This is a genomic window from Rhizobium sp. 01L410 (assembly GCF_056400165.1).
In genome coordinates, this window is the sequence record NZ_JBFTST010000017.1 from 66,177 (window position 1) to 84,049 (window position 17,873).

Genomic DNA, 17,873 nt, shown 5'->3' on the forward strand with positions numbered 1-17,873 from the left:
AGGCTGTGAATTGTCGACCGGGATGCTCGGCTCTGCCGGCGGCCGCGGGTGAGACTTTAGAAAGCGGGTGCCAGCGAGACGAGCTCGTGTCCTGCTTCCAACAACAGACCTCGTGACCGCTCAACGTCGTACTGCTTCAGCAATAGGTAGTCGCCATTGAAGGTGGATACCAGGAATATGCCGACACCATTTTCCGAAAGTGGACGTATGACCGACAGGACGATGCCCGTCTCCCCGAACGCGAACGGGCCAATGAACTTGAAAGCCGTCCACCCGCCGTCTTTGGAAACGCCACCAGGCACACGGTCAGCCAGGCATACGATCGATAGTTCGTCGTCCCCGCGGCTTACAGATCCAAAGCCTGGTCCGGACCACCATCCGGGCAACTCTGCGGTGGCGTCCAATTGAACTATCGCGTATTCGCCATCGAAATCAGCAATCTTGATTGTAGGCATGCAGGTTTTCCGGGGAGATCTGTTTTCACACGTCAATGTCGTCGGCCTTAGCACACGCATAAGCCAATTCGGCAACCATTTTTCGACGCCCTTTGCCATCAGCGGTGTCCGCTTCTGCATTGGAGACTCGACTGGCAACCATGAATGTGTCCTTCTAGAAGTGAGGAAAGACTGGGGCGAAGCGCAAGCCAAGACAGTGCTCGTCTGCGCCACCAGAGAGTTGAGGCAACGGACACGGAGGAGCCCCCCCATCAGTTCATAGGCGCTGGTTCCGTCATTAGCGTTTTTCAGAAGGCTTTCGCAAACCGTGTCACAGACATTCTAAACCTGGCCGTCATCAACGCGCCGGAGAGGAAGCAAGGCGGGCGCCGGGCCGCCATCGTGTCAGTCATGGCTCGGGCATCGTCTTGAGTGATCTTTAGTCCAACTCGCGACGTCGCCGTCTTCGTCGCGCATGGACTCGAGATCCGAAGTCGGGACGGCAACGGGCTTGGCGCCGATACCGAGAAAACCGCTGTGCCGCCAGCATTGCAGCCGTGAATGTGGTCAATCTTGCCAACCTTATAGCCGTCAGCACCATAGATCGTGGCGCCTGGAGCGCCGCCGTCGTCAGTTCAGACGATGGCAGACGAATGTGGTCTATGGACAGTTCCTCCGTTGTTGGAGGATGGAATAATCTGCAGGTCCGCCAACTGTTCTGAAACTGACAACCGCATTGCAGCACTTACTGTCGGTCTCGATCGTCAACGATTATCCCTCCTGACAGTGAACGATTTTCAGTGTCTCGCGTTCTCTGATCCGACAAGTTTATTTTGCCTCGGGGACGTCATGAAGACCATCGCATTGTTGGGTTCTGGAATCACCTGCGCAGTCGGCTCCTGCATTGCGGCAGCTTCGATCGCGTCCATCATTATGGCAGCGCCCGAACGCCATACATTCGCAAGCGAAACCGCATCGGACCTGTGGACTACAGCGCCAGTCAGGATTGATCGGTCGGCTCAGTCGTTCGAAAGGGTTCCGGCTCAGTTTTCGACATACGCCCTCGCGCAACCATCTGCGAAGACGGGTCTTGCCAAAGGCCCGGCCACAGTCGCCGCACCAGTCTTGAACACGGCAATGTCGAGCGAGCATTTGAGCTGGTGCATTGACCGCTATCGCTCCTTCGATGCGAAGACCAATACTTACCGCTCGTTCAGCGGCCAGACTCGTACCTGCTACTCGCCTTATGAAAGCGGTCCTTCGACCACCGTTACGGCTGCTGAAAGTGTCCAGCCTACGTCCGTGACGGCCGCGGCCGCCTCATGGTGCTCTGCCCGTTACCAGTCATACCGTGTCGAGGACAACACCTACCAGCCCTATGACGGCCCGCGAAGGGCTTGCGAGGGTCCGCGTGCGTCTAGCGAGGTGGCATCAAGATAGCCCGAGCACACCGGATACCTTGCGAAACGTTAGCGGCTGACCGCGAATGAAACGGCATGGTCCGATTGGCTTTTCTCCGAGGCACGTACGCGTTCTTATTCACATCTCGTGAGATACCGCCGTCCAAGCAAAGGCACTATTTGCCTGGCAACATTGTCTGAAGAACCCCGTCGAGGCGAACCAAACCGTGAAACAGTGCGGCCGCGAGATGCATCACGACGAGTGCGAAAAACGCGAAGGCCAGATAGAAATGTGCGCTCCAGAGCATAGCGTGCAGGCTCGCGCTCTGCGGCAGGATCGGGGGAAGACGGACACCGCCATAGAGCACAATCGGATAGGCCGCTGCCGACATCATCGCCCAACCAATGAGCGGCATGGCGATCATCAGCAGGTATAATGCAAGATGCGCCAGATGGGCAGCGAGTTTCATCGGCAGCGGTAGATCTGGTGGCAGAGCCGGGGCACCCGATATGAAACGGACCACAAGACGAACCAGGGCGAGAACGAGGATGAGGATTCCCAGAGTCTTGTGTGTCACCAGCAGCGCAACGTACCGCTGACCGATCGTCGAGACCATCCCGACGCCGATGAATAGCATGGCCAGAATTCCGACAGCCATCAGCCAGTGCAACAGACGCTGGGTGGCAGAGAAACGTGTTGTGATGCCGGTCATGGTTTCGCGCTCGCTGCTGTTCGGGGATACTGGCTCGCTTCACTGGTTCGAAGATCATAGGATCTGGCATAGGCAGCCGATCGTGCTGCAGGAAATGGATCATCGGAAACTTCGATGCCGTCCGGCAGAACTGTCGGGTCGAAATTGATATCCCGGCACGGGCCGTCCGCCTCTTGCTCGATTTTTTCCACCACAAGCGTTCCAGCTTCCACCGTCCTTCGTTCAGGCGGCCAGGCCTTTGTCGGATCGGATGTTGGATCTGAAGGGTCGGCGACTGTCAGAACAAGGGTCCAGCGCTCCGGCGACTTGGATACACGGTCGATGATGTCCTCTTCAAGATGATTGGGGCCCAACTTTGCGAAATCCTCAACTGCGATCGTCACAGGCTGAGTTTCGGGCCGCAGTGACCAACGCACCGCGTTCTTGGCCCCGTCACCATTCGTAAAGATGAATGCATTCAGGCTATTGAAGGTCACCTCGGCATAGCTGGCTGTCCAAGGGGCCTTGCTTGCCCACTCGCCGAATGCGGCAAATTCTGGATGTGCTGCCACAAAGCCCTTCATGGCATCAGGGTTCTTGCTCTTTGAAGCCTCGAGCAGGTCATAAAATCCCTGCGGCGTCGAAACCGCGAAGACGGGCGGGTCAATCAGCGCCATGCGCCAGACGTTACCGTCCGGAGCTGAAATTTGCACACCGATGCCGCGCACGCGCACGGTAGGATCTGCTGCGTTGGGATCAGGCGTTGCGAGGTTGAAACGTCCGAGAACCGGATATCGTCCCGCGATGAACAACGGTGCCTTCGAAAGCGCGACAGCGTTGCCATTGGCTTCGAAGTTGCCCGTGAAGCACACCCCCTTTGCATGATTTCTCCGATGCCCCAGCGCGGGTCCGCCAGGAGGCGCCAGAGCGGCGACAAGCTCCATGGGTGTTAGGCGTCCGGGTGTGAGCCATCCGGCAGTGTATGCAAAGGCGCCGACGCTGAAGCCCACGACGGCACTGATCAGCGCGAGGGATCCGAGGGCGGAATGCTGCGAGCCCGGCATGAAAAACTCTCCGTCGTTTCAGTTTTTCTGTGATGCTGGAAATCGATTGCGATGCGACGACAAGTGGTGCTGGGGATGCTTCACCTGCTTTCAGGTTTTGAAGAATGGCATTGTTGTCCATCGCGGTCAAATCGGAGGTCGCGGTGGAGGCGGCCTCAATGCCCCGAATGCGGAACCTGAAAAAGATGACGGATTCTTGCTGTAATCGAGGTCGGGTGCTGATCTGCTGATTGCCTCAAGTCGTTTGAAAGGTGAATCTCGCTTTCGACGCGTCGCGTCAATAGCAGTCCGAGCTCTTCTGCAAGTCCAGGACGGTCTCGCATGACGCCAGCCAGGACCTCTTTAGAGATTTCGTAGACGACGACAAAAGTGAGCGCGCGCATTCTGGCCGGTTCGACCGCACCCATGAGGACCCCACGTTCGCCAAACAGGTCGCCAGGCGCCAATCTCGTGATCTCGCTCATGACCCCTTCAATCTCACGCTCGACGACGACCACCCCGCTTCGCACGATCATCAGGGACGTCAAAGCAGCGTCCTGGGCAGCGATGACGACATCCTGTTTGAAGGTCAGCCGCTTCATCTCCTGCGCAAGGTTCTCCCTTTCGTCCTCTGTCAGAGTGGAGAACAACCCTATCGAGCTCAGGAGCCTCCAGGGAGTTCCCGGGTGTTTGGATGTCGCGTCCTGAACCTGAATTATGCCGGCCGATGCGTTGGCCGGTGGACCGAGCTGTATTCCAGCCGCTTTGGCATGCCTGTAGGCAAGGTCGTAGATCTCATTTCGTGCCGCTGCGATCTTCGAAATCCCCGACACGCGGAAGGAGAGCTCGACATCAACGCCTGATGCATCCATGCCGACAATCGAAACGGATGGAGGCGGAGATTTGAGAATGGAATTGGCGCTGAGCAAGACCGCCTGCATTGCCTGTTCAATCGTTGCCGGGCTGCGGGTTGGAAGCATTCGAACCGTCACGGTAGCGCCATGGACCTCGTCGGGAGCGGTGAGGTTCGTCAGACGAGCCTTCGCAAGCGCGCTGTTCGGCACGATGATCAGATCGTTGGTGCCGCTCAGCAGGTGAGTGGAGCGCCAGTTCGTCTCCACCACCCGGCCCTGAACATTGTCGTCAAGCACAATCCAATCGCCGACATTATAGGGCCGGCCGAGATTCAGTGCGATGCCGGAAAAAACGTCGTTGAGGGTACTTTGCAGTGCCAGACCAAGGACGATTGCGAAAACGCCGGATGTGGCGATCAGGGTGCCGACCGGCAGACTGAACACGAAGGCAATAATCGAGAGAGCCGCGCCGACGTAGATGATGCCCACAAGCAGATCCTGTATCAGCCGGCCCTCTCTCGGATTTCGCTCGAAAATCAGAAACAGCCGAACCGAAGCGACAAGGACCATTGCAGTGCCGATCCACCACGTCGTTTTCGCAAGGCCGAGAAACAAACGATGTGTCAGATCCTCGGCTGTCATATCGGTCGACCATGGCGCGACACCGTTGGCGATCAGCAAGACCGTCAGCATCACGAAAAACACGACGTGAGCGGAAAACCGCAGCGCGGGCCGTCCTCTTGCAAAGACTCTCGCTATCAGAATCAAGACCACAAGGGTCACGAACTGAGAGATCGGGTCTCCGAGAACACGGCCTATCAGCGTGTAGGATAGGTCTGACATGGTGTCTCCTGGATGATGTCCGAGCCAACCTTATCCCAGCGCCGCATGGTAGCAATCGACGGGCAACAGGAATCTTTTCACCAGTCTGCCCATTCTGAACGAGTCAGGACCCACCTTCGCGCAGCGATAGTTCTTACCGCGCCACCCGATCGGCCTTGCGGAGCAAGGCTCGGCGACCGATGTCGCGATATCTATGACGAGCGCAAAGTCGTGTTCGTCAATCGGGTCAGCCAGTGTCCTGCAGCGGTATGAGGTACCGTGCCTTACGGCGCGTCATGGCAAGGTCCTGATCAAGCGAAGCCTGTTGCCGGGTGCTATGGAGACGATGTGATCCTATTCGAATGTCATGACTACAGCGGCGATCTCGTCCTGCGTGTAGCCGGACGCGCTTAAGGTAATGCTGAGCTCTACCTCAAATCGCCCCATCCAAGGCGCCGCCGCCCCTGATCCCTATCGAACCCAGACACCGACTATACCCTGCTGCGAACGAACCACGGCGCTATCGCGGCTTTACCTCACACGGTGAAGAATTCCATTCGACCGCCAGATGATCGGCCGGCACGGCTTGCGTGCTAATGATCGGCATAGCGCCGAAGGGAGATATGGGTTTCCCGGCACTTGCCAAGTCCGTAGATTTGTTACGCCGGCTGGCAGGCACCCGTGTTGCCACCAACTATACGGAATCTCGGCGATCTGCTAGTCGCTGACGTCTATCCTTGCCACACTCGGTTCGATGCCAGGCGTTGCAGGATAGCGCCGTCGATGTCTCTCCTTTGATGAAGCCTGCGAAATGACCGAAGTCCGAAAATCTGTCCTTGCTGTCCCCGGCATGCTGCCCTTGCTTGCCACCGTGGCTTTCACACTCGCGGGCTTCAGTCTTCTGCTTCCCGTTTCGCCATTCTGGGTGGTTTCAGGTGGCGCGAGTGAATTTGGCGCCGGAAGTGTGACGACCACGCTCATGCTGTTCACCATATTCGCGCAGCTCGGCGTAAACCGCGCGCTTAGGCGCTTCGGTTGGACGAGAATTATCGCTGTTGGGCTCGCATGCCTTGCGGTTCCCGCTCCTTTTCAAGCGATCGCACCTGACCTCGCGCTCGTCCTGATCTGCAACGCGTTCCGTGGCCTCGGGTTCGGGATATTGACGGTCTGCGGCGCGACTGCGCTCAACCTCCTTGTTCCCGCATCCGAACGTGGCCGATCGGTCGCAGCTTATGGTCTCGCATCATCACTTCCACAGTTGCTGTTTGGTTCGTCCGCACCGGTCTTTGCGGGATATTTTGGCAGTGAACTTGTCATTGCCGCCGGCGCGCTACCGATCGTCGCTATGTTGTGGGTCGCCCCCCTGGGGGCGCGCTTGAAAAGACTGGAGGAAGAGAACGACCAGGAGGAGGTCGTGCTTCCTGGCAGCCCGCGGCAGGTGTTCGGATTGATCTTTCCGGCACTCCTGGCCCTGCTCATCGTGACCAGCACGGGCGGCGCCCTGTTGACATTCGCAAATCAAATTGCGCCGGGCCCAAAAGCCGCAACAGCCGCGCTTCTTTCGCTCACCGGTGTCGCCGTGATCGCCAGGTGGATCGCGGGCACCATGAGCGACAGGCTTGGCACCAACAGGTTGATTCCTGCGCTTGTAGCCGCAACCGGGCTCGGAGCCTTGATATTAAGTTGTTCACTTTCCTTATCGCCTGCCATGAATGTGATACTGCTTGTCCTTGGTGCGGCAGTCCTCGGTGTCGCGTACGGCGGACTTCAAAGCGCAACTCTCGTTCGGGCCTTCGAGGACAGCGGCCGATCCAACGCCCCAACGGCTTCCGTCCTCTGGAACGTAACCTACGACTTCGGCACGGGCGCTGGCGCGCTGTTCTTCGGCGCGATCGCTCAACAAAGCAGCTTTATGGTCGCTCTCTCATGCATGGCTGGTCTGAGCATGGTTGGAGCGCTCGCTACAACGATCAAAGGCAAAACGTCTAGAGTCCGGCCTTAGCGACCATCGTTGGTATAGCCCTTAGCGGGAGACAATGCTCAAGTAGAGGTGGCTATCGTTGATACCAGACCTGCAGGATTCCTGCCCCCCGCGCTGCAGTGCGTTAACGCCGTCACTTAGCAGGTCGTAATCAAAGGGAATGTCAACTTCGCAGAAGGCGGAGCCAAAGGCCTTGTCGTTGGAATTTCGAAGGATATGTTAGATCCTTCGCAAGAGCATCGATGACACGAGACCCGATATGCGATCACGCCCTGGTGCCTGCCTTTGACTGCTTCCGCCAAGGCACGCTTTGCGCAGCTCGTCTTACCACGAATTGACGAGGGTTTTCGTCTGGCACGCTGGCTGACGGGAAGTGCGACCGATGCTGAGGACGTGATGCAGGAGGCATGCCTGCGAGCTTACCGTTCGATAGAGAACTATGTCGATGGCAATACGCGTGCGTGGTTTCTGACAATAGTGCGCAACTCTGCCTATTCGTGGATTGAAAAGAACAAGCCAGATCGGCTAACCTCGATCGAGGACCTTACTGAAGAGGCGAGACAGGCAATTGACAACAGTTTGTCCGTTGTCGGAGCTATGTCTACACCGGAAGAGGCGCTGATCATCAAGATACAGGCCGTCCGGCTGCAACATGCCATCAACGCCCTGCCGGTACATCTTAAAGAGACCTTCGTGCTGAGAGAATATCATGGCCTGAGCTATCGCGAGATTGCCGAGGTCAGCAGTCTCCCGATCGGTACGGTAATGTCTCGTCTTTCCAAAGCGCGCCAGTCGCTGCTTTCCCAGATCGAGGAGGACAGCCGTTGACCATCGGCAACGACAGCTGGATCCTTCTAAATGCCTATCTTGACGGCGAACTCTCGCCTTTTGAAGCGCTTGCCATGGAAAAGCGGCTTCGGCAAGAGCCCGAGCTCGCTTCGTCCCTTGCAGTTCTGCGACGCCTCTCAACGGAGGCAAAAGGCAGCTTCCTGGAAGATGCGGCGCCTGACACACTGCGAGCATCCGTGCTCGCGGCGATTGGTGGTCCGGAGCTTGGGGAAAGCTCGCCAAACGCTCGCAGCACAACACGGAGCGCTGCGTGGCTCGCGATCGCCGCATCGCTGATTGCCGGCATCGTGGGAGGTACAGCCGGCGGATTTTTCGGGGCGACGTATATGACGCCGTCACAGACACCGTTCGCTGCCGATGGAGAAATATTGTCGGCACATCTTCGCGCTCTAGTCGCGCCGCAGCCCTTCGATATCGCCTCGTCCGACAGCCATCTGATTAAGCCGTGGTTTAACGGAAAGACCACCATCGCGCCGATGACGCCGGATTTCGCCGCACAGGGATTCCCGTTGATTGGCGGGCGGATCGATATCATTGCCGGCAAGGCTGTCCCGGTGATGGTCTATAAGCGTAATCGGCACATCATCAGCGTCACAGCAACGGAGACCGGGCGGTCACCGCGGCCTGAGGCGCAAGTGATCGAAGGAACGAATATCCTAGCTTTTACAGGAGAGGGGCTTCGATACTGGGCCGCATCGGACCTTAATCTAACCGAACTCAGAATGTTTGCTGGGCTCTACGAACAGCAACTTGCCGCTGTAAAATAGATTTCCGAAAAATTCGCGCATTTCGAGAATAAAAGACCGTGTTCTCCGGTTACTTCATCAGTACTAACCGGCGAGGGAACGATGACTGTAGTTACAGCAGCTGTCATGGCGGGCGCGGCGGCGGGATTATCGATTGCGATACCGTTCGGTCCGACGAGTTTTTATCTCATAGAACGAACGCTCGCCGACGGCGTGCGAACTGGCATGGTGACTGGCCTCGGCGTTGCAACCGTCCATGTCGCCTACAGTGCCATTGCCTTGACATTTGGCCTCATCAGCTACGGCGGCGCCCATGGGACGGCGCTGATGACGGTGTTCTCTGGGCTGATTATGGCGTTCTTTGCCTTTCGTGTCTGGAAGCGACACCTCGTATCGACGGGAGTTCGATCGCGACTGCCCGGCTTGAAGCGGGCCTATTTCGATGCAGTCGCTTTTGGTTTGCTTAACCCGGTCACTCCCGCCTTATGTGCAGCCGCGGTCACCGCCATGGCGGGGGCAGCTTCGCCGGGCAGTCTCGTTGTTCTCGGTGTTTTCGTTGGCTCCCTGATGTGGTGGTCCGGACTGAGCCTAGCAGTATCCGCCATGCGCCAGAACATCAGCGCGCGCATCCTTCGGCACGCGAACAGGGCAGCAGGCATCCTTCTGGCCTTTCTAGCGATGTCCATGCTTTTTCGCGGGGCTCAAGAGCTCGCGACAGGCCTCCTTTAAGCCGGAGATCGGCCGACAGCTGTTGGAGCAAATTTATGAGTTTCGAGATCGTCGAAGAAATCCGGCTCGTGAGAAATCGCCTGGTGGATTTATCCCAACATGATCGTCGCACCCTTCTGCGAAAGATTGTCGAGGCACTTGACACCATTCAGGATCACTCCGCGGCGAGCAGTCTGATTAGCGATCCGATTGGCATCGATCGGGTGATCATCAGCACAAGCCAATCCATCAGCCAAATCGCGAGGCTGCCCGACCGCGAGTTCGAGATCGTTATCGAGGAGTTCAACACCCTGTTCGAAAAATTAGCACAGACCGTGTTGGACGAGGCACCCCCTATCTCGGGCGAGTTCCACTAGACCTGAAGGCGCGCGCCGCGGCGAAGACTGGAGAGCATGGCGCCAGAGCAGCAGCGTCGGTGGCAGGGCCGATCATCAAGGCGAGTGTCGAACGCTCAGCCCCCCGTGCTCGGCGTCGCGCCTAAATTTGGAAGCCGGGAGCCGGAATCTCTTCTCGCGAACGTCTAGAAAACGGCTCCGGCAACAGGCTTCGTCTCATAGGCTCCTTCAACTGAAGGCGGTGTCTTCCCATGCCCGTCCTGGCGCAAGAGGCTGTCCGGCGCTGCCATCACATGAGAAAAATGGAACGCATCGCGTCATTCGATCATTCCAAGAGTGAATAGATTGGAACGGAGCTAGGCAGATGCAAATCCAAGGGGTCTACGCCGCACTCGCGACCACCGACATCAGGAAGTCGGAAGAATTCTACAGCTATCTTTTCGGCAAGGCGCCCGACGATCGCCCGATGGTGCGATTGATCCAATGGCGCGATGTTGCCGGCGCGAACATACAGATATTCGAGGACGCAGATACCGCCGGTTCGGGCCGATTGACGATAGTCGTGCCTGATATGGCCGATGCCAGAAATGCCCTTAAGAAGATCGGCGTGGCGCTTTTGGGTGGATCCCAGGGTGACTATGGCCGAATTGCACAGATTTCCGATCCAGACGGCAACCGCATCACGCTTGCCGAACCGCCCTCAAGAGCGTTCACTCGTTAGGCTCGCGTCGCCGGCACGGCTTTCACACGGCCAACCGGATCAAGGCAATCCGGACAGCCAACAGCAATCGAGCGCCAACCGGGCAAGAGGTGGGGAAAACCTGGCGATTCATGTGCGAGATCAACTGCGATGGTCGCGCACCCGTCGTTCTATAAGCCGCAGGCCCCCTGGTGTTACGTCGCAAGGTTCTTGCAGGCAAAGTCGCCAGCACTATCTCTTATGTAACAAAGGTGCATGGCGGGATACTCATGGCGAACCCCTACGAAACACTGGGTGTGGCAAAAGGCGCATCGCAGAAGGAAATTCAGACCGCGTACCGCAAGCTTGCCAAGAAACTGCATCCAGACCTCAATCCTGGAGACGCTGCATCGGAGGAGAAATTCAAGGCAGCTTCAGCCGCCTACGCAATCTTGGGTGACGAAGACAAGCGCGCTAAATTTGACAGGGGTGAGATCGATGAGACGGGCGCTGAGCAGCAACAGCGGAGCTACTATCGTGACTACGCTGCGGATCAAGGCAGCGGCGCCCGTTATCATAATGCAGGCGGTTTTGCCGATTTCGGTGACAGAGACGACATCTTTTCCAGCTTCTTTTCCGGAGCAAGGAGCAGGGGCAATGCGTTTTACCAAGGTGGCGACCTGCAGTATCGACTGGAGGTCAGTCTTCGCGAGGCGGCGAACGGTGGCAAGAGGACGGTTTCGCTTCCCGAAGGCGGGACCCTGGAGCTCAAGATCCCGGCTGGTGTCCGGGACGGCCAGATCCTGCGCCTTCGTGGAAAAGGCGCACCGGGCCATAATGACGGACCGGCCGGCGACGCCCTCATCGAAATCCACGTTCTCCCTGACAGGCAGTTCTCCCTTGAGGGCGATGACGTCAGGACCGAAGTCCCTATTTCAATCCGCGAGGCGGTTCTCGGCGCAAAGGTGGAGGTCCCGACCCTGTCGGGCGCGGTGTTCCTTTCGGTTCCACCAAATTCCAGCACCGGCAAGACGCTTCGTCTCAAGGGCAAGGGTTTTCCAAACAAGCATGGTGGCCATGGCGATCAATACGTCGTCCTGAAGATCGTGTTGCAGGGCACGCCGGACGCAGAGTTGAACGAATTCATGACCAACTGGGAAGCGGGCAAGTCACATGATCCGCGGCGTACATAGGAGGAGGCGATGGACGAGCTTGAATATTGCCGTACCCTGAGGATTGAAACGTCAACCCTTCAGATGTGGGTCGAGGAGCGATGGATCATCCCGGTTGGATCTCCCGACGCTTTTTCCTACGAGGATGCAGATGTGGCAAGGGGTCGTTTGATTCTGGACCTGATCGGAAGCATGGGGGTCAATGATGCAGGCATCGACGTGGTCATTGATCTTGTCGACCAGCTCCACAGTCTGCGCGAACGGATGCGTTTGTTGATGGATGCCATTGCGACGCAGGACATCGCGGTCCAGAATGCACTCGGCCGCGCACTCAATCGGGGCTGATGCCCGCAGAGAACGCCTGCCAGGTCATTCATTCTTGCTCATCGTGCTCTTGTATTCGAACTCGGCGTTGGCTGGGTGGTCGACATATTTGTGCTTGAAGACCTCCGCGTCGTCGGCCTTTTCGAAACCGACCGCCACCCAGCGAGACGCGGCCATATTTGAATCGGCCCAGATGACAAAAATCTCGGCTTCGGGAAATTCGCTTCCCCAGTCATTTGCCTGATCTTGGAACGCCTCGTCGGTTTTGAAGGAAAAGGTGAACAGTGCCTTCAGCCGTTCTTCATGGGCATGGAAGTAATCCAACACCGACTTCTCGTTGATAGGGAAGGGAGCGCTTTCGAAATTGTCGTCTGTGCCGAACTGCAGCGTCTCCAGATTCTTGCCGCCCTTGTTCCGGCGTAGCGAGAACTCGAAATTGTGGTGTTCCAGGCTGTAGGCAGTCGCTGTCTTCGGATGGCTCCATTCAACGCGGTTCAATTCCATCTGCAAACTCCGGTCTGGCATTTGGTGGCGCGAAAGTGGTCGTGCAATCAATAACTAGGGCAGGCACAGATTTGGAGGAGGTCCCAACGCCGATGAGCCGTTGTCAAAGGTGTGATTTGCCGTCTGGTCCCTGCTCGTCCGCAAGTTCACTGATACCTACCAGGATGAGATCGAGCCCGGCCAGGAAGTCTGCCCTGTCATCGTGTGCCGGCAGATGAGCGGCCATACTGCGGGTGAACGGAAACGCAGCGGCAGCAAGGTTAGACCAGTCCTTTGCCATTGCCCGGAGGAATAACTCTCGATCGAGGCCGAGGTCGCGGGCCATCTCGGCATTGGCAGCATTCTGCCCCCCAACACCCAGAACATAGTTCAACAGGGTGGCCACGACCGACCACTCGACCGCCGGATCAATCCCCATCTTTCGGACCTGCTGCCCGAACCGTTCGAGGATCCGGATCGATGGCATCGACCCCGGTGCCTGGGCAAGAGCCGTAGCAATCCAGGGCCTTTTATCGATCGCATCGAAGAGAGCGAGCGAAACTTCACGGATTTCCAAAAACGGCGATGCTCCCCAGGTCGGCGCCAAAACGGCTTCGACAGCTGCGTCGCAGGCCGCGATCAGGAGATCGGCCTTGTGGGCAACATGATAATATATTGCTCCGGCCCCGGTGTTGAGGTGTGCGGCCAGCGCCGGGAAGGTCAGGCCGCGTGTGCCGGCGATGTCGAGCAGCTCTATCGCCGCCTCGATAATGCGTTGCCTCGTCAGCGAATCGGACCGTCGTCTGCTGTCTTTTTTCATAGTTGATATTGACACGAATGGAATGGCATTCCAACTATGGAATGACATTCCATTCAAGGAGATTGTTCGTGAACGTTTCAATTATCGGCGCAGGGCTTGGCGGCCTCACGCTTGCTCGCGTCCTCCATATCCACGGCATTGCCGCAACCGTCTATGAAGCGGATGCCGATCGCCATGCCCGGCCTCAGGGCGGGATGCTCGACATCCACGATTTCAACGGCCAGCTGGCGTTGCGCGACGCCGACCTCTATGAACAGTTTCTGGCCCTTGTGCATCCTGGAGGGCAGCAGTCGCGCGCGCTCGACATGCACGGCAACGTCCTGATGGACAATCCTGACGATGGCACAGGCGGCCGTCCTGAAGTTCAGCGTGGCGAACTGCGGCGGATCCTTCTGGATTCTCTTCCGCCCGGCACGGTATTATGGGGACATAAACTGAGGACCGCCGAACCTCTCGGGAGAGGAAGGCATTTTCTTTCGTTTGAGAACGGTTCGACTGCCGCGGCCGACCTGCTGGTTGGCGCCGACGGCGCGTGGTCGAAAGTTCGCTCCCTCGTCTCGAGCGCCAAGCCCGTCTATTCGGGAACGACGTTTGTTGAAACCTGGCTTCACGACGCAGACACTCGCCACCCCGCAACCGCAGCGGCCGTTGGCGGCGGCTCGATGTTTGGTCTCGCGCCCGGCAAGGGGATCATGGCACACCGGGAACCCAATGCCGTGCTCCATGCCTATGTCGCGTTAAATCGGCCAAAGCATTGGATCGATGCCATTGACTTCTCCGATCCCCCCAGCGCGAAGACCAGGATCGCAGCGGAGTTTAAAGGCTGGGCGCCAGAACTGACCGCCCTGATCACCGATTGCGAGTGTAACCTGGTCGCGCGCGTCCTTCATACGCTTCCGCAAGACCACCGATGGGAACGGGTTTCAGGCGTCACCTTGCTTGGTGATGCGGCCCATCTGATGATCCCGTCCGGTGAAGGGGCCAATCTCGCCATGCTCGATGGCGCCGAGCTTGGCAAAAGCATTGCAGCCAGCCCTGGCGATATCGAGACGGCACTTGCTTGCTACGAACAGCAACTCTTCCCGCGCAGCCATTCGGCTGCGATCGAAGCGGCAGAACTGGTCCAGCTGATGTTTGCCGAAGACGCGCCCTACGGCCTTGTTGAGGCATTTGCGCAGGATCTGCTCGGCAAGCCTAAGGCGGCAACCAAGGCCTGATCCATGGGGCGGTTCCGGAAAAACTCTCGGCGGAGAGGATCGCCGGGACCTTGCAAGAGTGCCACGATGGGGTACCGTAACCTCTATACACCGGGAAAGTCGATGATCTCGATAGCGGACCGATCAGAGATTGCAATTGGCGTCGGGATCATCGCCGACCGAACGCGGTAAAATGCAGCAGACACGAATCCATCGGCTGCAAGGGTCATCGCCCCAAGAAGTGCTTGCGCTGACGCCCGCCCGCAAGGTAACCGGAGCAGGTCGGCTCCGGTGAAAAATTCTTGTCCATCCCAATCGAGCGCGACCTACCGCCAGAAAATCGCAATCAGGAGCCAGTCTTCATTGTCCGATATTTACGCAATCGGCGACATTCACGGACGCGCCGATCTTCTTGAGGCGCTCCTCGGCCATATCGCCGCCATTCAGCGTGCCGCTAGGTCGCAGCCCGTCATCATGTTTCTTGGCGATCTTATCGACAGGGGTCCGCGCAGCCCAGAGGTCCTTGATCTCGTTTCATCCGCTCTCGATCGCTATCCCGGTTCGCGGCTCGTATTGGGAAACCATGATCATTACCTGCGCTCGCTGCTGCGCGACGAGCTCGCTGAGGACGATGCAACCAATTGGTTGGATTGGGGCGGCGTTGCGACCGTCAGCGCTTATTCAAGCCAGCCGGTGCCTAATTTTACCGGGATTGCAACCGAGATACGCCAACGCTTTCCGCATCATGTCGGCCTCCTGAACGGCGCGGTGACCCATGAGGTTGCCGGCAGATTCTGCTTTGTGCATGCAGGTGTGCGCCCTGGCGTCCCTCTCGCCGCACAGACCGATTACGACTTGCGATGGATCCGTGCGGGATTTCTCGATCACGTCGAGCAGTTCGACCATATCGTCGTGCATGGCCACACCATCACGAACTCTCTGTGGCCCGAAATCTACCAAAATCGCATTGCGCTCGACACCGCCGCCTACCGGACGGGCAGGCTCAGCGCCGCCGTCATTCGCCATGACAGGCTTTCTCATTTCCTCTGCACCGGCATTGCCGCTAATGGCGGGATCAGCGTGGAGGAATGGATGTCGTAAGCGAGGCCAGCGATACACTGCACGCTTGCCCGCCAAAGTGTCAGGTCCGAATTTCCCCGATGCCGGATTTCGCGTGCGACTGGGCCACGATTTTTACGGTAGAGCTGGCTCGGCAAGTCGCTCACCCGTTTTCGAGACGATGCTGTATTGGTAGGGCTCACGCGAAGTGATCATGATGGCATCGTCCGGCAGTGGGCGGGCGAGCACCTTTGCTTGGTCCCAGGGTGCCGTCATCCACAGTTCAGTTTCCTCGCGTGTGCGCAGGAGCACAGGCATCGCTTTCTCGTGCACGGGCCGGACGGCGTTATTGGGATCCGTGGTCAGGAAGCCAAAAAGATCATCAGTCGTCAGACCGTCTTTGACCTTTCTGACACTTTTCCATTGCGCCACCCACAGTCCAGCAAAAAACATCAGCGGCTTTTCGGGAGCGGCAGAAAACCATGCGTTGGGTGTCGCCTCTTTGCCAGTCTTGCTTTTTGGATCGGGTTCGGCAAATGACGTTACCGGCACCAGGCACCGGTGTTCGATACCGAACCATCGCTTCCAATGCGGCAGATTCAATTTGCGCACGTTTGGTGTCCCGCGGTCTGGCTCCATGCGGATCAACTCCTCCATGTCGACAGTTAGACCCTTTGCCCTGGCTTTTGCAGCACGCGCCTCCGCCGCTGCTTTTTGCACGTAGAAAGGCGCTGGAAGGCCCCAACGGCAATTTGCGACCTGCCTGCGACCGTCAGCCACGTTCCTGATGACTGGCGCAAGCTGGTCGGTATAGATCTGGTAGGCGGGCATCGGGTTAATCAGGCTCTCGGCGTCCTGAGCCCATTTCGTAACCCAGTCCTTGTCTTCCATGCGATAGAGCGTACACATCGATCCCCGCCTCCGATTTCCTCGACGGTAGCCGATGCGGCTGCACCTGCCAATAAAATCGTTACCTCAGTCAAGCACGGAACTCCTTCGAAGCAGCAAGTCCGCAAGGCCGCACCACCTGTCGCCGAATGAGACTTGTGGCTTACTATGCAAGGATCTACCAGGTCAGCGAGAGTTGTTCGGTGCACGGCTCCGTCCTAGGCTCCAGGGACGAGAGCGTCACGCCGAGAAGCCGGATGCCTTTTGACACCGGAAAGACGCCTTCGAGCAGAAGGCGGATGCCGTCTTCGATCGCGCCTTCCGAACTTAATCCTTTTGCCAGCGTTCGGGAGCGCGTGATCTGCGTGAAGTCGGAATATTTGACCTTGAGCGTTACGGTCTTTGCGGCAATGCTGTTTGCTTCGCAATAGCGCCAGACTTTGGCAATGAGCGGCATCATGCCATCCATCGCCGGGCCATAGGCATGAATGTCGGACGCGAACGTGTCCTCGGCGCCCACAGATTTGCGAACCCGATCAGGCTTGACCTGGCGGTCGTCGGTGCCGCGGGCAATCCCGTAGTAGTAGGGTCCTGATTTTCCGAAATGACTGACGAGAAACGCAAGATCCTTGCCTCTAAGATCTGCACCGGTCTCAATGCCGAGGCGCAGCATTTTCTCGGCTGTCGCCGGTCCGACGCCGTGGAACTTGTTCACTGGCAGCGCTGCCACAAAGCCCGGACCATTCTTCGGCGTGATAACTGCCTGTCCGTTTGGCTTGTTGAGGTCGCTCGCCATCTTAGCCAGGAATTTGTTGTAGGAAATGCCGGCTGACGCATTGAGCCCTGTCACCGCCTTGATCTTTTCACGGATTTCGAGCGCGATCTCGGTTGCGATTTCTATTCCCTTGAGATTTTCGGTGACGTCGAGATAAGCCTCATCCAGGGACAGTGGCTCGACCAGCGGCGTGTACTCGGAAAAGATCGCCCTGATATCGAGGGAGACCGACTTGTAGACGTCAAATCGCGGCTTGACGAAAACCAGATCCGGGCATTTTCGCTTGGCCGTCACGGATGGCATTGCCGAACGCACGCCGAACGCGCGTGCCTCATAGCTTGCGGCTGCGACGACGCCGCGGGCCTCAGCGCCACCAACGGCGATCGGCTTTCCGCGAAGTTCGGGATTGTCGCGCTGTTCTACAGATGCATAGAAGGCATCCATGTCAACGTGAATGATCTTGCGCACTCGCTCTGGTGCGGGGCTGTCCGGTTCGGCACTCATCACTCATTCCACATCATGCGCCATCCACCACCGGCTCGCATCAGGCCTCCCTGGTTTCCGGCTTCGCCGCCACATCGAGCTGGCACCT

19 protein-coding genes and 1 pseudogene are annotated in these 17,873 nt (G+C 57.9%); 11 read left to right on the forward strand and 9 right to left on the reverse strand.

Annotation, left to right across the window (positions count from 1 at the left end):
* Positions 1 to 56 precede the first annotated feature (56 nt).
* Both AC1DV9_RS27230 and AC1DV9_RS27235 read right to left on the reverse strand, forming a co-directional pair.
* Positions 57 to 455, reverse strand: a complete 399-nt coding sequence (locus tag AC1DV9_RS27230; protein ID WP_477950862.1) for an ACT domain-containing protein — start codon at positions 453 to 455, stop codon at positions 57 to 59.
* Positions 456 to 839: 384 nt separating this feature from the next.
* A pseudogene (locus AC1DV9_RS27235) lies at positions 840 to 1,104 on the reverse strand (PRC-barrel domain containing protein).
* A gap of 467 nt (positions 1,105 to 1,571) precedes the next feature.
* Between AC1DV9_RS27235 and AC1DV9_RS27240 the strand changes: the two are divergent.
* Entirely contained in the window at positions 1,572 to 1,874 is a 303-nt protein-coding gene (locus tag AC1DV9_RS27240) for a BA14K family protein (RefSeq protein ID WP_477943750.1), read from the forward strand.
* A gap of 136 nt (positions 1,875 to 2,010) precedes the next feature.
* Here the strand turns inward: AC1DV9_RS27240 and AC1DV9_RS27245 are convergent, their stop codons facing one another.
* From AC1DV9_RS27245 to AC1DV9_RS27255, 3 genes are all read right to left on the reverse strand, one after another.
* On the reverse strand, positions 2,011 to 2,547 hold the full coding sequence (locus AC1DV9_RS27245; RefSeq protein ID WP_477950863.1) for a cytochrome b: 537 nt from the start codon (positions 2,545 to 2,547) through the stop codon (positions 2,011 to 2,013).
* Positions 2,544 to 3,590 (reverse strand): catalase family peroxidase, encoded by a 1,047-nt coding sequence (locus AC1DV9_RS27250; RefSeq protein WP_477950865.1) that lies wholly within the window; start codon positions 3,588 to 3,590, stop codon positions 2,544 to 2,546. The genes AC1DV9_RS27245 and AC1DV9_RS27250 overlap by 4 nt, the downstream gene beginning before the upstream one ends.
* Positions 3,591 to 3,745: 155 nt before the next feature.
* Entirely contained in the window at positions 3,746 to 5,266 is a 1,521-nt protein-coding gene (locus AC1DV9_RS27255; RefSeq protein ID WP_477943638.1) for a mechanosensitive ion channel domain-containing protein, read from the reverse strand.
* 790 nt (positions 5,267 to 6,056) lie between these two features.
* Here AC1DV9_RS27255 and AC1DV9_RS27260 point away from each other — a divergent pair.
* The 8 genes from AC1DV9_RS27260 (at position 6,057) to AC1DV9_RS27295 (ending at position 12,081) form a co-directional block, all read left to right on the forward strand.
* Positions 6,057 to 7,247 (forward strand): MFS transporter, encoded by a 1,191-nt coding sequence (locus tag AC1DV9_RS27260; protein ID WP_477950867.1) that lies wholly within the window; start codon positions 6,057 to 6,059, stop codon positions 7,245 to 7,247.
* A gap of 264 nt (positions 7,248 to 7,511) precedes the next feature.
* On the forward strand, positions 7,512 to 8,054 hold the full coding sequence (locus tag AC1DV9_RS27265) for a sigma-70 family RNA polymerase sigma factor (protein WP_477943639.1): 543 nt from the start codon (positions 7,512 to 7,514) through the stop codon (positions 8,052 to 8,054).
* Complete coding sequence (locus AC1DV9_RS27270) at positions 8,051 to 8,842, forward strand: anti-sigma factor family protein (protein ID WP_477950869.1); 792 nt, start codon at positions 8,051 to 8,053, stop codon at positions 8,840 to 8,842. The genes AC1DV9_RS27265 and AC1DV9_RS27270 overlap by 4 nt, the downstream gene beginning before the upstream one ends.
* Positions 8,843 to 8,923: 81 nt before the next feature.
* Positions 8,924 to 9,550, forward strand: coding sequence for a LysE family transporter (locus AC1DV9_RS27275; RefSeq protein ID WP_477943641.1), 627 nt, complete (start codon positions 8,924 to 8,926; stop codon positions 9,548 to 9,550).
* 35 nt (positions 9,551 to 9,585) lie between these two features.
* Positions 9,586 to 9,906, forward strand: a complete 321-nt coding sequence (locus AC1DV9_RS27280) for a hypothetical protein (protein WP_112598166.1) — start codon at positions 9,586 to 9,588, stop codon at positions 9,904 to 9,906.
* Positions 9,907 to 10,249: 343 nt separating this feature from the next.
* Positions 10,250 to 10,606 carry a VOC family protein gene (locus AC1DV9_RS27285; RefSeq protein ID WP_477950872.1) on the forward strand — a complete coding sequence of 119 codons (357 nt, stop codon included), beginning with the start codon at positions 10,250 to 10,252 and terminating at the stop codon, positions 10,604 to 10,606.
* 248 nt (positions 10,607 to 10,854) lie between these two features.
* Entirely contained in the window at positions 10,855 to 11,757 is a 903-nt protein-coding gene (locus AC1DV9_RS27290) for a DnaJ C-terminal domain-containing protein (protein ID WP_477950874.1), read from the forward strand.
* Between the two features lie 9 nt (positions 11,758 to 11,766).
* Positions 11,767 to 12,081, forward strand: a complete 315-nt coding sequence (locus AC1DV9_RS27295) for a chaperone modulator CbpM (RefSeq protein ID WP_112386557.1) — start codon at positions 11,767 to 11,769, stop codon at positions 12,079 to 12,081.
* Positions 12,082 to 12,105: 24 nt separating this feature from the next.
* Here the strand turns inward: AC1DV9_RS27295 and AC1DV9_RS27300 are convergent, their stop codons facing one another.
* The gene (locus AC1DV9_RS27300) at positions 12,106 to 12,564 is read right to left on the reverse strand and encodes a hypothetical protein (RefSeq protein WP_477950876.1); all 459 of its coding nucleotides are present in this window, start codon (positions 12,562 to 12,564) and stop codon (positions 12,106 to 12,108) included.
* Between the two features lie 103 nt (positions 12,565 to 12,667).
* Positions 12,668 to 13,363 (reverse strand): TetR/AcrR family transcriptional regulator, encoded by a 696-nt coding sequence (locus AC1DV9_RS27305; protein WP_477950878.1) that lies wholly within the window; start codon positions 13,361 to 13,363, stop codon positions 12,668 to 12,670.
* Between the two features lie 17 nt (positions 13,364 to 13,380).
* On the opposite strand from AC1DV9_RS27305, the gene AC1DV9_RS27310 reads away from it, so the two are divergent.
* Together AC1DV9_RS27310 and AC1DV9_RS27315 are read left to right on the forward strand one after the other, a co-directional pair.
* Complete coding sequence (locus AC1DV9_RS27310; protein ID WP_477950880.1) at positions 13,381 to 14,580, forward strand: FAD-dependent oxidoreductase; 1,200 nt, start codon at positions 13,381 to 13,383, stop codon at positions 14,578 to 14,580.
* Between the two features lie 270 nt (positions 14,581 to 14,850).
* Positions 14,851 to 15,660 (forward strand): metallophosphoesterase, encoded by an 810-nt coding sequence (locus tag AC1DV9_RS27315; RefSeq protein ID WP_477950882.1) that lies wholly within the window; start codon positions 14,851 to 14,853, stop codon positions 15,658 to 15,660.
* A 93-nt stretch (positions 15,661 to 15,753) separates the two neighbouring features.
* Here AC1DV9_RS27315 and AC1DV9_RS27320 read toward each other — a convergent pair whose 3' ends face one another.
* Together AC1DV9_RS27320 and dinB are read right to left on the reverse strand one after the other, a co-directional pair.
* Positions 15,754 to 16,527, reverse strand: a complete 774-nt coding sequence (locus AC1DV9_RS27320) for an SOS response-associated peptidase family protein (RefSeq protein WP_477950884.1) — start codon at positions 16,525 to 16,527, stop codon at positions 15,754 to 15,756.
* Positions 16,528 to 16,684: 157 nt separating this feature from the next.
* On the reverse strand, positions 16,685 to 17,785 hold the full coding sequence (dinB, locus tag AC1DV9_RS27325) for a DNA polymerase IV (RefSeq protein ID WP_477950886.1): 1,101 nt from the start codon (positions 17,783 to 17,785) through the stop codon (positions 16,685 to 16,687).
* Between the last annotated feature and the right edge of the window lie 88 nt (positions 17,786 to 17,873).

Excerpts from the sequence above, each read along its gene's own strand:
- AC1DV9_RS27230 (WP_477950862.1), bottom strand. The coding sequence starts at position 455 with ATGCCTACAATCAAGATTGCTGATTTCGATGGCGAATACGCGATAGTT.
- AC1DV9_RS27240 (WP_477943750.1), top strand. The coding sequence starts at position 1,572 with ATGTCGAGCGAGCATTTGAGCTGGTGCATTGACCGCTATCGCTCCTTC.
- AC1DV9_RS27245 (WP_477950863.1), bottom strand. The coding sequence starts at position 2,547 with ATGACCGGCATCACAACACGTTTCTCTGCCACCCAGCGTCTGTTGCAC.
- AC1DV9_RS27250 (WP_477950865.1), bottom strand. The coding sequence starts at position 3,590 with ATGCCGGGCTCGCAGCATTCCGCCCTCGGATCCCTCGCGCTGATCAGT.
- AC1DV9_RS27255 (WP_477943638.1), bottom strand. The coding sequence starts at position 5,266 with ATGTCAGACCTATCCTACACGCTGATAGGCCGTGTTCTCGGAGACCCG.
- AC1DV9_RS27260 (WP_477950867.1), top strand. The coding sequence starts at position 6,057 with ATGACCGAAGTCCGAAAATCTGTCCTTGCTGTCCCCGGCATGCTGCCC.
- AC1DV9_RS27275 (WP_477943641.1), top strand. The coding sequence starts at position 8,924 with ATGACTGTAGTTACAGCAGCTGTCATGGCGGGCGCGGCGGCGGGATTA.
- AC1DV9_RS27280 (WP_112598166.1), top strand. The coding sequence starts at position 9,586 with ATGAGTTTCGAGATCGTCGAAGAAATCCGGCTCGTGAGAAATCGCCTG.
- AC1DV9_RS27285 (WP_477950872.1), top strand. The coding sequence starts at position 10,250 with ATGCAAATCCAAGGGGTCTACGCCGCACTCGCGACCACCGACATCAGG.
- AC1DV9_RS27290 (WP_477950874.1), top strand. The coding sequence starts at position 10,855 with ATGGCGAACCCCTACGAAACACTGGGTGTGGCAAAAGGCGCATCGCAG.
- AC1DV9_RS27295 (WP_112386557.1), top strand. The coding sequence starts at position 11,767 with ATGGACGAGCTTGAATATTGCCGTACCCTGAGGATTGAAACGTCAACC.
- AC1DV9_RS27300 (WP_477950876.1), bottom strand. The coding sequence starts at position 12,564 with ATGGAATTGAACCGCGTTGAATGGAGCCATCCGAAGACAGCGACTGCC.
- AC1DV9_RS27305 (WP_477950878.1), bottom strand. The coding sequence starts at position 13,363 with ATGAAAAAAGACAGCAGACGACGGTCCGATTCGCTGACGAGGCAACGC.
- AC1DV9_RS27310 (WP_477950880.1), top strand. The coding sequence starts at position 13,381 with ATGGAATGGCATTCCAACTATGGAATGACATTCCATTCAAGGAGATTG.
- AC1DV9_RS27320 (WP_477950884.1), bottom strand. The coding sequence starts at position 16,527 with ATGTGTACGCTCTATCGCATGGAAGACAAGGACTGGGTTACGAAATGG.
- dinB (WP_477950886.1), bottom strand. The coding sequence starts at position 17,785 with ATGAGTGCCGAACCGGACAGCCCCGCACCAGAGCGAGTGCGCAAGATC.